16 protein-coding genes and 1 tRNA gene are annotated in these 15,847 nt (G+C 42.7%); 8 read left to right on the top strand and 9 right to left on the bottom strand.

All coding sequences use genetic code 11. From position 1 onward, the window contains the following. Positions 1-250 precede the first annotated feature (250 nt). The 3 genes from AC0L6N_RS01795 to AC0L6N_RS01785 all read right to left on the bottom strand — a co-directional run bounded on the left by AC0L6N_RS01795 (position 251) and on the right by AC0L6N_RS01785 (position 1,680). Positions 251-700: a hypothetical protein gene (locus tag AC0L6N_RS01795; protein ID WP_473478323.1), complete on the bottom strand. Its 450-nt coding sequence runs from the start codon at positions 698-700 to the stop codon at positions 251-253. A 99-nt stretch (positions 701-799) separates the two neighbouring features. Then, positions 800-1,312, bottom strand: coding sequence for a hypothetical protein (locus tag AC0L6N_RS01790; protein WP_473478320.1), 513 nt, complete (start codon positions 1,310-1,312; stop codon positions 800-802). Beyond that, positions 1,312-1,680, bottom strand: coding sequence for a hypothetical protein (locus AC0L6N_RS01785; RefSeq protein WP_473478318.1), 369 nt, complete (start codon positions 1,678-1,680; stop codon positions 1,312-1,314). The genes AC0L6N_RS01790 and AC0L6N_RS01785 overlap by 1 nt, the downstream gene beginning before the upstream one ends. A 152-nt stretch (positions 1,681-1,832) precedes the next feature. Between AC0L6N_RS01785 and AC0L6N_RS01780 the strand changes: the two genes are divergently transcribed. The 3 genes from AC0L6N_RS01780 (at position 1,833) to AC0L6N_RS01770 (ending at position 4,276) form a co-directional block, all read left to right on the top strand. Further along, positions 1,833-2,030 (top strand): helix-turn-helix domain-containing protein, encoded by a 198-nt coding sequence (locus AC0L6N_RS01780; protein ID WP_033186933.1) that lies wholly within the window; start codon positions 1,833-1,835, stop codon positions 2,028-2,030. 531 nt (positions 2,031-2,561) lie between these two features. After that, positions 2,562-2,939 (top strand): helix-turn-helix domain-containing protein, encoded by a 378-nt coding sequence (locus tag AC0L6N_RS01775; protein WP_473478315.1) that lies wholly within the window; start codon positions 2,562-2,564, stop codon positions 2,937-2,939. Beyond that, positions 2,939-4,276: a type II toxin-antitoxin system HipA family toxin gene (locus tag AC0L6N_RS01770; protein WP_473478313.1), complete on the top strand. Its 1,338-nt coding sequence runs from the start codon at positions 2,939-2,941 to the stop codon at positions 4,274-4,276. The genes AC0L6N_RS01775 and AC0L6N_RS01770 overlap by 1 nt, the downstream gene beginning before the upstream one ends. 87 nt (positions 4,277-4,363) lie before the next feature. On the opposite strand, the gene AC0L6N_RS01765 is transcribed toward AC0L6N_RS01770, so the two are convergent. The 6 genes from AC0L6N_RS01765 to nlpI form a co-directional block, all read right to left on the bottom strand. Then, entirely contained in the window at positions 4,364-6,145 is a 1,782-nt protein-coding gene (locus tag AC0L6N_RS01765; protein ID WP_473478311.1) for a tyrosine-type recombinase/integrase, read from the bottom strand. 98 nt (positions 6,146-6,243) lie between these two features. Beyond that, a tRNA-Ser gene (locus tag AC0L6N_RS01760) sits at positions 6,244-6,333 on the bottom strand. 322 nt (positions 6,334-6,655) lie between these two features. Beyond that, positions 6,656-7,249: a beta-phosphoglucomutase family hydrolase gene (locus tag AC0L6N_RS01755; RefSeq protein ID WP_473478308.1), complete on the bottom strand. Its 594-nt coding sequence runs from the start codon at positions 7,247-7,249 to the stop codon at positions 6,656-6,658. A gap of 112 nt (positions 7,250-7,361) precedes the next feature. Beyond that, the gene (nadA, locus tag AC0L6N_RS01750; RefSeq protein ID WP_473478306.1) at positions 7,362-8,420 is read right to left on the bottom strand and encodes a quinolinate synthase NadA; all 1,059 of its coding nucleotides are present in this window, start codon (positions 8,418-8,420) and stop codon (positions 7,362-7,364) included. 99 nt (positions 8,421-8,519) lie between these two features. Then, the gene (locus AC0L6N_RS01745; protein ID WP_473478304.1) at positions 8,520-9,863 is read right to left on the bottom strand and encodes a sel1 repeat family protein; all 1,344 of its coding nucleotides are present in this window, start codon (positions 9,861-9,863) and stop codon (positions 8,520-8,522) included. 24 nt (positions 9,864-9,887) lie between these two features. Further along, positions 9,888-10,787 carry a lipoprotein NlpI gene (gene nlpI, locus AC0L6N_RS01740; RefSeq protein WP_473478301.1) on the bottom strand — a complete coding sequence of 300 codons (900 nt, stop codon included), beginning with the start codon at positions 10,785-10,787 and terminating at the stop codon, positions 9,888-9,890. A gap of 213 nt (positions 10,788-11,000) precedes the next feature. Between nlpI and AC0L6N_RS01735 the strand changes: the two genes are divergently transcribed. The 5 genes from AC0L6N_RS01735 to AC0L6N_RS01715 all read left to right on the top strand — a co-directional run bounded on the left by AC0L6N_RS01735 (position 11,001) and on the right by AC0L6N_RS01715 (position 15,785). Next, on the top strand, positions 11,001-11,399 hold the full coding sequence (locus AC0L6N_RS01735) for a cytidine deaminase (RefSeq protein WP_473478299.1): 399 nt from the start codon (positions 11,001-11,003) through the stop codon (positions 11,397-11,399). A 278-nt stretch (positions 11,400-11,677) separates the two neighbouring features. Further along, positions 11,678-12,520, top strand: a complete 843-nt coding sequence (locus AC0L6N_RS01730) for a PEP-CTERM sorting domain-containing protein (protein WP_011573678.1) — start codon at positions 11,678-11,680, stop codon at positions 12,518-12,520. 375 nt (positions 12,521-12,895) lie between these two features. After that, entirely contained in the window at positions 12,896-13,738 is an 843-nt protein-coding gene (locus AC0L6N_RS01725) for an Npun_F0296 family exosortase-dependent surface protein (RefSeq protein WP_473478297.1), read from the top strand. Between the two features lie 242 nt (positions 13,739-13,980). Continuing rightward, positions 13,981-14,655: an RNA polymerase sigma factor gene (locus AC0L6N_RS01720; protein ID WP_473478294.1), complete on the top strand. Its 675-nt coding sequence runs from the start codon at positions 13,981-13,983 to the stop codon at positions 14,653-14,655. Then, positions 14,652-15,785: a FecR family protein gene (locus AC0L6N_RS01715; protein ID WP_473478291.1), complete on the top strand. Its 1,134-nt coding sequence runs from the start codon at positions 14,652-14,654 to the stop codon at positions 15,783-15,785. The genes AC0L6N_RS01720 and AC0L6N_RS01715 overlap by 4 nt, the downstream gene beginning before the upstream one ends. Positions 15,786-15,847 lie beyond the last annotated feature (62 nt).

Genomic DNA, 15,847 nt, shown 5'->3' with positions numbered 1-15,847 from the left:
CTTGCTTTTTGTACGCTATAACTTATAAAATTGTCAGCTCTTCAATCGGCTAATTTTGATCTCTTTTACCTCGTTGAGACACGGAGATTTGAACTTTTAGATTGTTGTTTGGATAAACATGTTCAAACTTAATTTGGGCCGACAATGATGAGATTACACACACTATTCAAATCACCTCTTGATGTGAAAATTTACTTTCGTCTATCAATATAGCCTTCTGTGAAGACAGAAACGTTCAACAAGTAGGGCATCAAGCGTAACCTCCCTGACTTATGCTCTCAATGTAATCGATAAGTTCATTGAAGAAACCAGATTCGACAGCTGATTTCGCTGTCATACCAAATGCAGAAATCGTTTCAGTTTCATACCAATTTAGTGCCGATTCATCACTCCCTGCCCACATTTTAACGCGATTCAAAATGAATTCCTGCTTCATCGTGCCTTTAACGCTTAACCGCCTAAGAGTTGGACATCCTGGGTATGAGAGTGTGGTCCCATCAAGCATAAACTGCCCACTTTGATATAGCTCGCTAACGGTTTCTCTGATTTTATCTACAAAACGCTCAACAGGCCTTGAGTCATATGCACCTTGTCCAATATACATAGCGATATGCAGATTATCATGCTGATCTAGCGCGACTATCAATTTGTCAGATTTTGAGTATTCCACTTGTATTTTTTTTACGACGTCGACATCCATTTTAGTACCTCTTTCAAGTTTAACTTTTCTTATCACACTGCGAGTTTCATTTTTCACTCGTGAACCTGTCAGTAATCAAAGCAATAGACAAATATCAGCCTATTGCTCTAAGCAATGCTCATCCTGCCTTATATCGATCCACGTAGAGTCCAACAATTGAATATTCATGCTATGTGTCAAGATGAGCTCATCATCCTGCAGCATCGTTATTTTGAGAGGGCGCGCAATTTTCACCTTGTGCTCTGTGTGAGCCCCTCCCTTATTTAAATTGGCTGGCAAATGTTTCATGACGTCCCACACGACTACATCATCATGACCATGATAGCTAATGACATGCAATTTTAATGTGTGGTTACCTTCATTCAACGCATAATGCTGCCTAAGGTGAAAAATACAGTTGTCGATTGTGACAACGCATTTACTTTTTGCAGAAGCAAAACATAGAACACGTTTTTCTTCAGACAGATATCGCGCAAACGGGGTTTGCATCTGCAAATCATTAAACAGTGGAGCGGATTCGTGCTCATGACTATTGCGATAGTTTTGCAAGTCCCAGTAATAATCATAATTTAATCCAAACTCACCTTTTCCTTCAAATCCTAAACGAAACATTATGCTTCCACCTCAGTTGACAGAAGTTCATCACGCATGATTTCAACGCAACTATCAGCCTGCACCCCCAGCTTTAAGTGTCCTCGTTTAACATCTAGAAAAGAACAGCCAACATTAACTGGGCTACCTAATTCATTTTTCAGACCCAACACTTCGAAATTGTTGCCGGAGTGGTTGATGATAACCGGCTCATTGGAACTAACGCTTACTATGGTCAATCCGGTGTCTATTTTTACTGCACCTGAAGCGTTGTAGCAGATTTTGGCTCCATTACTCGTTACCTTTCTAATAACAAGCTGAACAAACTGGTTCCCTGCTCTCAATATCAGAGATTCGCCAGATTTACGTGTAATCACTAAAAAGCTCATTCAATACTCCTAAATATGTTAATTTAAGCAGCAAATAACAACTTATAAGAACGTTTTGCCACCCTGAATGACATTATGTAATTATAAGCAGCTTGGGTCAACCGGAAAATGTCATTCAAAGTGACAAATAGCAATATTAGGTATCAAAAAGAATGATTAAATGCCATTTAGCTCGCCTAATGGGCGAGAGAAAAATGAAGGTGATGGACGTCGCACGAGAAACCGGTTTGCACAGAAATACAGTGACACTCCTGTACAAAGAAACAGCGCAGCGTATTGATCTAGATGCGATCGATAAACTATGTGAATTGTTTGAATGTGAAGTCGGTGAGCTCTTAGAAAGAAAATAAAACGCACCAAATTTTATGGCGGCTAGCTAATGTTGTATTAGCCAGATTTGTAGTGGTTCAATCCTCCTACCCAGCGCCTTAAGAAAAACTGCATCTCAGCCAGCTGCTTAAATTGCTGATTGTTTATAAGTATAAGTTCCGTTTAGATCTGACATTCTGTAAATGTTGATTATAAACAAATCCGAACGAAGGCTATGTGCCAAACTCGACCTAGCAGTACCCCTTACTATTATATGATTTTGTAGTGCTCTATTGTTGCTCTCCAAATCGCTATCTTGCACTGAATTGCTATATCGAAAACTCAAAATCTTTAGAAATGGGCTAGCAAGTGAATTTAGGATCTATTTCTTAATGAGCAGGCAGGCGCAAAAATCCCTATAACTGCAAATTTATAATAGTGAAAATAAACAATGTACTGCTAATTTTAGCCACATAACAATGCTTATTTTCACTATTAATGGATTTGCACAATAATGCTTTTTTACACTATAATGTCAATATTTAGACACAATAATGGAAGTTTTCACTATTATGGAAATTGATAGAAAAAGTAATGCTGCTATCTTGGAAATGATAGGTAAGCGATTCTTGCAGGCGCGTCTTAATGAAGGGTTGGAGCAACAAGAGTTAGCTGATAAAGCTGGCGTAAATGTTTCAACTGTTCAGGGGTTAGAGGGCGGTAAGCGAAGCGTGGGAATGTTAAAGGTGTTGGCCGTATTGCGTGCCTTGGGTAAGTTACATGAAATTGATAACTTTATGCCGGAGCCGCCAATTAAGTCAGCGTCATTAATTACAGCTAGAAATGAACCGCGTAAGCGTGTGGGAAAGCCAAAGGGTGGGGGAAAGCCAACAACTGGTTTTGAGTGGAATAAAACGATTCAACAATTACATGGAGATAAGGACAAGTAATGGCAGAAGTAGTCGAAAAGGCTGATGTATATCTGTGGGATACATTGATTGGCTCTGTGATTTGGCAAAAAGGTTTAGGGTTCTTTGAGTATTCGAATCACTTTCAACGTTCGGGGATAGAGTTGTCGCCAATTAAGATGCCACTAAGTGGTAAGTCTTACTCGTTTGGTGATTTATCAGAAGAGACCTTTAAAGGTTTACCAGGAATGTTGGCCGATAGTTTGCCGGACAAGTTTGGTAACCGATTAATTGACCAGTGGTTAGAGCGCAATTATCGTGATCCAGAGTCATTCAGTCCAATAGAGCGCCTTTGTTATATCGGCTCTCGTGGTATGGGTGGTTTAGAGTTTAGGCCGACTGTTGGCGAGATTAAAGAAAACGTGTCCGAAATTCAGTTAAGTGAGCTTGTTGATTTGGCTAATAAGGCGCTTCAAGAAAAGACTGAGTTAAACGCGACATTTGATCATGAAAGTCCGGATGCGCGACGCGAAACTGTTGAGCAGATCATTTTAGTTGGTACATCAGCTGGTGGTGCGCGAGCAAAAGCGGTTATTGCGTGGAACAAGGAAACGAATGTTATTAAAACTGGCCAAGCTCCAGCTGGTGCGGATTTCGATTACTACTTGTTAAAATTTGATGGTGTGGATGGCAATAAAGATAAAGAGTTGCTTTCAGATCCGAAAGGTTTTGGTTTGCTTGAATACGCATATTACTTAATGGCTTTAGATGCTGGCGTAGAAATGAATGAATGTCGTTTGTTTGAAGAAAATGGGCGCTCTCACTTTATGACTAAGCGCTTTGATAGGCTTAATGGTGGTGACAAGATTCATATGCAATCGTTGTGTGGTATGGCTCACTATGATTTCAATGTCTCTGGTGGATACTCATATGAGCAGGCGATAGGTGTAATGCGTGAGCTTGGTTTATCGGCTAAAGAAATTGAGCAGTTCTATTTGCGGATGGTTTTCAATGTGGTGTCCGTTAATCAAGATGATCACACAAAGAACATTTCGTTTTTAATGGATCAGTCTGGAGTTTGGCAACTGTCGCCAGCTTACGATATCACTTATAGCAATGGTACTGGCTGGACAAGTAAGCATCAAATGACCATTAATGGTAAAACACGAGATATTCAGTTGGGCGATTTATTAGCTGTGGCGCATTTTGCTGACATTGGTAAAGCGAAAGCTAAAAAAGTGGTAAAGGCTGTGGTGCAGACCGTTTCTAATTGGTCACATTACGCGAAAGAATCCGGTTTGGTGGCCTTTGGCGATATGGATGAACTTGTGGCCGAAGTTGGTAAAGCTCATCGCCTTTACCTGGGGGATGACTTATAGTCTTCAATAAGGGGAAAACCTAACCCCGCGTGACTCTATCAACTAATTGTTGACTAAGTTGATAGAGTGTTTACCCATCCATGTTAACTAAGCTTTTTCATCTAAATGCCATGTTAAATTGTCATCTAACACCTTTTTCAACAACGCCAGTGATATATCTTGCACGTCTGAATATACGCCAAGCGTAACTTGGTCGTCCTGTGCATGCCCCACTATTCTCTTGACTAAGTGTTTTTGGGCCCCCCTCTTAACACACGTACTAATCACTGTGTGTCTAATACAATGGAAAACCACATTTGTTTTGTTGCGTTCCTCCGTTTTAACATCGATACCTATATTCTTGAGTACAGAACGGTTAAACCACCTGCTTATTGGGTCTCCCCAGCCAGCTTTGCCAGGGCCTTTTTTCCCTTTTCGTATCTGACTAAACAGATATGTTTTCTTAGCTCGTTTTAGCCGATAGACGTACTCTAACAGACCGATATCCAGCAAATACTGCGCTATAGGCACTAGCCTGCGTGACGAAACATTTTTTACATTTTGGGAGCGTAAGTCGAAACACCACACCCCCTGCTCTTGTTTTATATCATCTAGCTGTATTTCAGATACCTCGTTGAGTCTCATTCCTGTATAAAAAGTAATGGGAACAAACCAATTAGCATCATCACGAAAAATTTTAGCTTCAGAGGCATGCTGTGGCGTATAATCTAATAGCTTGGTTACTTCATCAGGGGTAAAGGGTCTGCGGTTAATACGAGATAACTCGTTGTCTTTGACTGATACATCGGCAAAAGGGTTTTTCTCTATCCCCTCGACATTCTTTATTAACCAACTAAAGAATGTACGGTAATTGGATAAGTAACCATTGATAGTTTTGGCATTTAGGGACTTTTTATCGCATCCCTTAGTTATATTTGCAGGCCTAACCAACAACATATTCTTTACTTCTTGTACTTGCATTTTACCAAAAGCACGACAATCAAAGTCACCTGGGATGGTTTCAAATAGTAACTTAAATCGGCTTCTGTAATCATTTATCGTCTCGGCTTTCACTTTTCTTGACTGCTCGAGAAGAAACATGTCCAGTTGGTTCCCAAGTGAGTAAAAGTCCGCTGCCTCATTGGGAGCTAATCGTTGAGCTTCATCAATTTTAGCTTTTATCGTTTGATGTTGAGCAAAAGCAATATTGAAGTTGAAGAGATCATTTGTGTAAGAGACCCTCGGACTAGGCTCCACTTCGTAAGCATCTAATCGATTACGATACTCACTCAACTGGGTCATTAATGAATCCAGCATAGTGACGTATTGAATGTACTGGTCACCTTCTCCCGTTAGAGTATCTGCAGTGTTTTCGCTGATCCATTTAAGGGATGCTAGCTGCTGTTCAGGCGAGATAATTTCACTTGGATTGGCGATTATGGCTTCTCGTTGGGAAGCACTAAACGGGGTAAATGAATCGAGTGGGCTATCACCGCTGAACTCGATTATCTTTTTTCCAGCACTGAGTAAAAGGGCAAACTTTTCGCGTAGAGCTCGTTTAAAAATAGCCTTCTTATGAAAAGTAGACAATGTTGCGGTACTTTCAATCGCTTCAATATTGAGCTCATCACAATACTTTGCACCAACATCATGCTTAGCCTTAACATTTTGATCGATCTCTTCCATGAGCTGATCCTCCATTAGATTCCGTTTAATATATAGCGCTAACCACCGCGAATCCTCCAAACATGACGTTTGCAGAGAAGCTACAAAGTAGGCACCTTTTGAGGGATAGTAGTCGAATTTTTCAGAATTTTTTAAACGTGTACGAAAAAAATAGTTAGCAGAATTGCTGTACTGGTATAAATAAGTTGGAAGGTTGCTTTTCATGTCTCTGCCTTTTTGTGACAGAGTTCTGTGACAGAGTTTTTCACTCTTTAAACTGTATAACGCTAGAGGCCCCGATATACGGGGCCTCTGCGATTATTTGGCGGAGAGAGAGGGATTCGAACCCTCGTTAGGTTTAACCCTAAACACACTTTCCAGGCGTGCGCCTTCAGCCACTCAGCCACCTCTCCAAAACTTTAATTTACTCTTCGAAAAATTATCGAAGTTAACACGTCCATGATGATCAGCACCCAGTCCGTTCAGTCGGGCGGTGCTATGCACCTAAAGAGGCCGGCTTCACCCACCTCTCCAAAACTTTTCAGACTGTGCTTGCCAACCTGCAATAACAGCGCATTGCCTCTTACTAGTAAAGTCTAACAAGCTTTTCAGCAGGCGCGTATGTTAGGGAAAACCTTTGGCCTGCGCAAGTGTTTAGTTTGATTAGGCGGTTAAGACGCTCATTATCTAAACGATTAATACTAAATAAGCGTCATAAACCGGGTTAACTAGTGTTTAAGCAACAGGCAGCTCTATCTTGCCATTGATGACCATGATGCAATCCATTCCTGCATGTTGTGCGGCTTGGCGGCCAATTTCAGTGTCTTCAAACACGACACACTCGTCAGCATTCAGGCCCATGTTTTTAGCGACGGTTAAGAATGTTTCACCATGGGGTTTACCATGAGTGACATCTGACGCCGTGACGACCGTTTCAACCCTTTCAAGCAGGCCGGTTTCGGTCAACATTCGAATGGCGTTTTCCCGCTCTGAGCCAGTGCCAACGCCCATTTTCAGGATGCCTTTGTAACGCTGCATTACGTCAAACGTATCTTGGATCACGGTTAGGTTTTCATCTAGCGCTAGCCAAGCTTGGCGCTTAACCTCGGCAACTTCATCTAAGTTGTGATCCATGCCGTGCTTTTTATTCAGTAACTGCGCTATTTGACGCGTGGGGACTCCCCCTAAGTCATGAATATATTGAGCATCGTATGGATAACCAAAATGTTCACAGGTTTGTTGCCATGCAACCGCGTGGGAGCCCATTGAGTCGATTAACGTACCGTCCATATCAAAAACGATCCCTTTGTAACGGCTTAAATCTGGCATGATTGCTCCTAAATAGTCGAATTAAAACATAACACTATACTGTTTATGTGGACGAAAAATGAAAAAGCCAGCATTCGCTGGCTTTCAATCAGGATTACTAACGAGAAACGAACTAGGCGTTGCCTGTGACCTTCATTTTCAGCTCAGCGGAAAAATCAAGCATTCGATCAAGCGGTACTAAGGCCTTTTTACGTAGTTCATCGTCTACAAATATTTCGTGACCTGTCGTCTCGGTCAGCGCTTTGTATATCGCTTCTAATCCATTCATTGCCATCCACGGGCAGTGCGCACAGCTTTTGCACGTTGCACCATTGCCTGCAGTGGGTGCTTCTAAAAAGGTTTTGTTCGGCTCTAACTGTTGCATCTTATAAAAGATGCCTCGGTCAGTGGCGACGATAAAGGTGTCATTGGGCAACGTGCGAGAAGCATTAATAAGCTGGGTCGTAGACCCTACAGCGTCGGCTAACTCCACTACACTGGCGGGTGACTCTGGATGTACAAGCACAGCAGCGTCCGGGTATAGGTGCTTCATGTCGCGCAGGGCTTTGGCTGAGAACTCGTCGTGCACGATACATTCGCCCTGCCACATTAACATGTCAGCACCGGTTTCTTTAGCTATGTATGACCCTAAGTGACGATCAGGCGCCCAAATAATCTTTTTACCTTGGGCGTCCAAATGCTCAACGATTTCAAGGGCTATGCTTGATGTTACCACCCAATCTGCACGCGCTTTTACCGCAGCAGATGTATTGGCATACACCACAACGGTATGCTCAGGATGTGCATCACAAAACGCCGAAAACTCGGCTTCTGGGCAGCCGATATCCAGTGAACAAGTGGCATCAAGGGTTGGCATAATTACGGTTTTGTCTGGGCTGAGTATCTTTGCTGTTTCACCCATAAAACGAACACCTGCAACAACAAGTGTTTGCGCATCGCAATCACGGCCAAAGCGCGCCATTTCTAAGGAGTCAGAAATGCACCCTCCCGTTTCTTCAGCTAGCGCTTGGATTTCATGATCAGTATAGTAATGCGCAACTAACGTGGCATTCTTCTCGATGAGCAATTGTTTAATTTTGTCGATGTAATCTTGTTGCTGAGCAGAAGTTAATCGCGCTGGTTTTGCCGGGAACGGATAATCCACCGTACCGATAGAAAGTGCCTGATTCATAGTGCTTATTTGGTTACCACAAACATCATAATTAATCCGCGTAGTATACCGATAGTGTGAGCAAAAATCACACTTCCCGTTATATTCAATCGCACCGTCTTAATCTGCTTGCAAGTACTGCTGGTAACGATCGCGCCAATACTTGCCACGCGCAGACTCACCTTTAGCCTCATAGCCTTGATATAAATTAATGTAAGCAGGCGTTAATAAGGGCTTTTCCAATAAACGTTCGGCCCACACTTTTAGATAATAAGGTGGGATATAAGCGATGTCGTAAAATTCCATAAACGTCATTTTTCTACTTGGTTTGTAGCCTTGCGTTGGGTGATTATCACAAGTGCGAGATTCACTCATTGTCGTGGGAGCAGTCATCCCTAAAGTTTGCCATTGCTTTATATTCGGTTTTTTCGCCGCCTTGCTCACGATTAGATTTGGTGCATCATTCGAATTACAAATGCTGTTCGCTAATCCTGATGACAAGGGATATTCATCTACAAAACCAGCAAAATGCGCGAGTTCATGTACAAAAACGTTGTAATCATCTTTGCTATCTAAAAACATAATCCCATTGTGTACATTCGCTTTGCCCTTATCCGCAAGCACCACTATATGGGTAAAACTCTGCTTAATAAGAGGAACACTTAATGCGGTAATATCGCATCCTAAGCGCTGAGCACCCCGCCAGTTAGCTGAGCAAGTGAGTTCGTGTGATGTAAGCCAAATAGGTTGATTAATACAGATAGGCAGCTCTTTTAATCGAGTGTCTTTTTCAAAACGAGTTTTAAAACGCTCTCCCTGTAAAACGGAATGAAGTGTGCCAGCCACCATTTGCAGCTGCTGGGCACATTCTTGCGACGAATTACGCCCAGAGGAGGCGAAATTGTTCTCAAAACGTATCATATTAAGTAACGCGGTTGCACGACGACTACCAATTTTCTTAGCTTGTCTCAACGCAGCAACAGCGTTTTCTTCTTCGCCAAGCAGGGATAACCATTCAGCATAGTACACCGCACTGCCCGCATCTTGCTGCGCAGCTTTTGCCAACCAGTATTGCGCTTTTTGCCGTTGATTCTTGACGATAAAATGATGATAAAGCGCTACCTGAGCATCTACATCACCTTGTGATGCGACGTAGATAAATGCCTTTTCAGAAGCGCGACTGCGTTTTCTACTTGCTTGTAAGTGAGAAAAATACTCCTGAATTTGGGGTGAGCCAGCTAATTTTGAGAAGTGTAACCAATATCCATTGTCAGATTCGATGGCTACTTGGCTTATTCTAGATAACGCTGTCGGGTCGCCATATTGATGAGCTTTATACAAAAAATGGAATGGATTCGATTGTACGGCCGCTTGCGCATTTAGAAAGGCTAAGTAGTAAGTTGAATCACTGCGCCCGGCAAACAGCCAAACCACACAACAAAGCGACAGGCCTACCTTTAGCACTTGTCGTCTCTTAAGCGCAAGCTGCTATTGTGGCCCTTCACTTTCAGCAACGGCTTTATCGCGCAGCATATCAAGCTCAAGTCGCGCATATCTGTGTTCAACATATTCAAATACGTTGGTGCTCAGAGCTAACTTGAAGTAATTCGACGCCACACCGCGGTTACCCAAAGCTGAGTTATATTTTCCCAGATAGAAATACGCTTCACAAAGGCGATCCGTCAACTCTTGCTGACTTTTTACCCCTTGAATTAGGGCGTTTAATAATGCCTGTTCATCTATACGTCCTAGATATAGGTCGACTAAATGTGTCGCCCAGTTGTCTTCGTCTAAGTTTTCACGATTATTGCTTAACGTAATTAATGCATCTGCTTGGTCAAGTTCGCTATGGGCAATAAAGGACCAAAGTGCACGATAAGGATCGGATTCATCATTTCGGTAGAATTCACTAAAATCATTCACGGCTAAATCGGCACGGCCACCGTAATAAAGCGCAATCCCACGATTCAAAAATGCAAATTCATAATCAGGATTAATGTCTAATGTGGCATCAAACGCTTCATAGGCTTGTATAAAATTCATTTGCTGGATGTAATGTACCCCCAAAGAATTATACGCCTCCGCCATATCTGGTTTAAGACGTATTGCATGATCAAAATCGTATTGGGCTAAACCAGCAAGTCCAACGCTGTCATACAACATGCCGCGTTGATGGAGTAACTCTGCCCTTTCTTGATCTTCTAACGGTGCTTTCTCAAGAATTTGGTTATATCTAGCAATCGCCATTTGCGAACGCACGCTCATGGGCGCAGGTTCAGCGAGTAATAAGTTACTCATCTGTGCTTGGCTTTGCTGAGCTTGATTGCTACTAGCACAACCACTTAATATCAATCCTAAGAATACCAGTGAGAAAAATTTATTTTGCATTGTAATTAGCATAAGAGTAGGCAACGCTCGGTCTAAAATGTGATGGCGATAAAAATGCGGAATCGGCCAGGAAATGAAGCTTAGTAAACAGTCAGGGTGGCGTATTTACCCATAAATGTAAAGACAACGAGAAGGCGAAAATTGCAATCTACTGTATCAAGTTGTAAAAATAATGCACACTAGCCGGCTATTGAGAAAAAAAGCGATACCATTTTGAATAAGCAACAAACTGATTTACAAAGCCTCTTTAATGCCGCTTTGGATGTACAAGCCAAAGCACACGCTCCTTATTCTGATTACAGAGTGGGCTCTGCCCTAGTGGCAGAAGACGGTCAAACGTATACTGGCTGCAACGTAGAAAACGTATCATTTCCGCTAGGTCAGTGTGCCGAAGGAAACGCCTTAGCAGCAATGGTGGCAGGTGGTGCGAGGCAAGTCCGTGAAATTTTAATTGCCAGCCCAAATGAACACTTTTGCTCACCGTGTGGCGGGTGTCGTCAGCGTATTTTTGAGTTCGCCAGCAAAGACACTTTAGTTCATATGGCCACCAGCGAAGGTGAAATTAAAACGCTTTCCATGAATGAAATTTTACCCTTTGCATTTGAGCAATAAAAACCTCGTTAGCCCTGACGCCTGATAAAGAAAATATTTGCACACAACAGCATTGATTAAAAATCAACCACCGTTATAATGTGCCGAGTTTCGAAGCGTATCTAGTTAGAAACGCTACAAATTAAAGCCTGTCTACTTTTTTTACACTGACTATTGAGCGTCAATTAGCCAAAAGTCTAAGATGTTGAATTAAAAGGATTAATGAGAAGTGGCTCAGTTTGTGCTTTATCGACAATACATATCACAGTTGCAGTTAGGTCGTCGTACAGGAGTAACCTATGACACGTTTATTTAAGAAAGCAAAATTCATATCAGCAGCCGCTTTACTAGCGCTAACTGCATCGCAAAACATTAGCGCCGCTACTATTACCTTAGGTGGTCAAGCAGCCACAGACGGTTCTGGTAAGACAAGCGCCAATGTTAACTCGAACAATACTATCAATGCCATCAGCGACGGTTTCTTTGTAGAAACGTTCGATAGCGCCACCGCAATTCCAGGGCTACCGACTGCAAATGATACAACTTATAATGTGGCAGGCAGTTCTACTGGTTGTGCAATCAACTCACCATTACTTGTTCAACCTAGCTCCACTAACGTGTTAAATGTACGTACAGGTTCAGTGAGAAATGTAGCAGCTGCACCTGCTGGTGACACGACTTGTTATGCTTACACCACACCTGAAACGGTTGGAACTGATAGTTACGTAGACATCGATTACACCAATTTCTTAGCCAACATCGGTACAATAGATGCGTCTTTAGCTGGTTCAAGCATTGACTACCTAGGCTTTTATTGGGGATCAATCGATACCTATAACACCTTTGAGTTTTACTCTGATACTGACCAATTAGTGAAAAGCATTGCTGGTCAAGAAATATTAGATCTTGTTGGTGGTGTTGAAGGTGACAGATTATCTGATAAGTCCAATGTTTACGTGAACATAAACTTCAGCGTTGCTGAAGCTTTCACCCGCTTACGTGTTGTTTCATCTGGCGTAGCCGGTGAGTTCGACAACATCGTGGTTGGTTTATCAAATCGTAATGTACCAGCACCAGCTGGTTTGGCTTTCTTAGGTCTAGGTCTAATCGGCTTCGTATTGCGTAAAAAACTTCAGAAGTAATATTAACAATTCATAAAAAAAGTCGGCTCGCCGACTTTTTTTATGCCTGAAAATAAGCCGTATTAAAGACAAACGCCAACAGTTAAAAAGTCCTCTATTCAGTCCTATTAAGTTGTTAATAATGGGCTGACAAGTTTTTGCTTTACGCAAAGCTTCAATCCCTTGTTTAACGTGTACTTAGTTGCGATTCTCCCCTTAGAAAACTTTACACTAAGCGTGTAAATTTCGTACACATTAGTCACCTATTTTTACGCTTTCGGTATAGATATTTACCGCTCAGAATGCAATACCATGATAATGCTCAATAATTTGTTCTGGCACGGCTTATGCTAATACTTTAGTAGCAGTAACTGTAGCTGCATAACGGAGTTACACATGAAAAATTCAATGACTAAAAACAGTATAAAGTTATTTAAAACTACCTTAATCGCTTTGGCAGTTAGCCAGTCTGCGCATGCGGCGGTTATTTCCTTTGAGGGCCAAGCCGCCACTGACGGCTCTGGCAAGACGAGTCTAAAAATCAACGCTGACAACACGATCAATTCTTTGTCCGACGGCTACTTCGTAGAAACGTTTGACAAAGCCACCGCTATCGATGCGCTGCCCTTGACCCAAGATGAAAGCTACAACGTTGCTGGCTCATCAAACGGATGTGCCATCAACTCACCATTAGCCGTTACAGCCAGTGGTTCGTCCGTGCTTAACGTTCGTAAAGGGTCAACTAGGAACGTTGCCGCGGCACCTGCTGGCGATAATACTTGTTATGCTTACACAACGCCCTCCACCGTGGGTGTGGATAGTTTTGTAGATATTGATTACACAAGCTTTCTAGACAGTATAGGAACAACCGTGTCGTCACTTGCTGATTCTCGCGTTAATTACTTAGGCTTTTATTGGGGCTCGGTAGACACCTATAACTCTTTTGAGTTTTACTCTGACGATGCACTCGTGGGCAAAATAACTGGCGCTGAGCTTTTGGCCGAACTAAACGGCACCGCTGGTAACCAAGTCGCGGATTCATCAAATGTCTATGTCAACATAGCCTTTGGTGCAAACGAAGCTTTTAACAGACTTCGAGTTATCTCTTCTGGTGTTGCAGGTGAGTTTGACAACATCGTTGTTGGATTAGACAAGCGAGACGTGCCCGCGCCAACCAGCCTTGCTATCTTGGGTTTGGGGCTATTAGGTCTTGGCGTTGGAAAACGCCTCAAGAAATAATGAATACACTTTAAATCAAAGCCGGCTTGCCGGCTTTTTTTATATCCATTTGTTTATTTTTCTTTCACCCTTGAACACTTTGTGCAACGAGCCTATGCAGAAAAGCAAATGCACAGCCTGTGAAGTCCGTCATGAAAAATATGAAGTTTTTATGAATATTAGCCCAAAGCCACCAGCTGTCATGTTTCTGTTTTACTCCGCGATTACTATCCGTCCATTTTTAGCGTGTAAGAGTAAACACAATGAGCAAAACGCTACAAAAGGCTTCGCTGTTTTTTCTAAACTCCCATGTAAAACCCCAAGCTTTAGAAATAACGTCCCCTGCGTCTAAACCAAAGAAGATACAAGCCCCTAACGCAATCGATAAGCTGTTCAGAGATCATTGGCGCGATGTGTGCCGCATACTGCACAAATGTTACGGCTCAGGTCCACCAGAGCCAGAAGACGTGGCCCAAGAAGCGTTTAGCCGTATTGCCCAAATACGTGATTTTGAACAAATAGAAGACCCCAAAGCCTATATCATCAAAATAGCGATGAATATTACCCTCAAATCGATAGGGCGTTTGTGTAAAACTCGTGAGCTCATTGCACAGCATACTCAACTCCCAGAAGATCAGTGTGATGACGTTTGCCCCGAAACTATTTTGCAGGGTGAGCAACGTATTGCTGCAATACAAAAAGGCACAGAACAGCTAACTGAGAAGCAACGCGACATTTTGATGCGCGCCCGGCTCAAAGGCCAAACGTATTCTGAAATATCCTCAGATACCGGCTGGAGTGTTGCAGATATCTGCCGCCAACTAAACGCGGTAATGGCAATTTTAGAGCGCATTGATGAGCAGGAGAATAACGCCAACGACCAAGCTTTCTCATCACATATCTCGCCCCGCAATATCTCAACAGAGCCAACGTCATGACACATATAAAGAGCAATTCTAGCGACAACGGGCTAAACAATAGCAATCGACCAAGTGTTAAAAAAAGCAATGAGCGCTGCGCAAATCATGAAGTGAATGAAAGCAGTGAATACGAGCAGGCTTCCAGCTCATCCTCGCCTCAAGCCAGAGCCAGAGAATGGTTAACGTACTTACATTGCGGACATACCAGCGCAGACAAACGCGAAGAGTTTGTTGTGTGGCTCAATAGCAGTGACGATAACAAACAAGCTTTTAACCACAGTCAAAAGATCTGGCAAACCATAGGCATGACAGATTCTGCGGTAGAATGGATACAGCAACATGCAGTTCAACAAACGACCACAGTGCATCAAGTAAAGCCCAAACGTGTATTCGCAAAATCGTTTTTGGCGTTATGTGCAATGGCCGCCAGTGTGGCTTTACTTGCGCTCAATGGTGTATTTAACACAACCGCTCATCTTGAAATTCCTCAACCGCAAACCGCGTTCACCTCGCCTGTGGGGCAAAATCGCCAAATCACCTTAAGTGATGGCAGCGACGTGACGCTTGCTGGCAATTCAAGTATTTTAGTCGCGTTCAGTGAGGATGAAAGGCGTATAACCTTACGTAAAGGAAGCGCCTACTTTGATGTGACTCATGACCCTAGTCGCGTATTTTCCGTTACGGCTCAGCAAACTCAAGTACGGGTGCGTGGTACCGCGTTTGAGGTAAAATACAGCCCAAACAATAGTTTGAAAATTTCAGTTCAACGGGGTTTGGTTGATGTGGCTGACCTACCAGAAACAGCAGGGCAAAGGGAGCAAGTATTACAGCTAAGACCAAACGAACAACTGCATACTGATATCCAAGGGAGGTTTATCTCACCTATTACTGTTTTTCAGCCTGAGACTGAATTTGCTTGGTTAGAGCAGCGGCTGATTTACGATAACGTTCCCCTCAAAAATGTCATCATGGATATTAATCGCTACGTGAAAAAACCAGTGATTATTTTAGATAACAGCATTAACGAACTGCCTATCACGGCATCATTTACCTTCGAGCAAATCGAGCCCATGTTAGAGGGATTAGCCTCGGCCTACCCCATAATACTCACCCATGAAGCCACTCGGAGCGTATTAACTGAAGAATAATGTGCAACGCCAGCAAGAGCCAAACCTTGCTGGTACACCTTTACCTCTCCTGTCGGATAAAT

This window comes from Paraglaciecola sp. G1-13, assembly GCF_055809255.1.
Note: the sequence above shows the minus strand (reverse complement) of the source record. Positions and strands in the feature narration are given on the sequence as shown.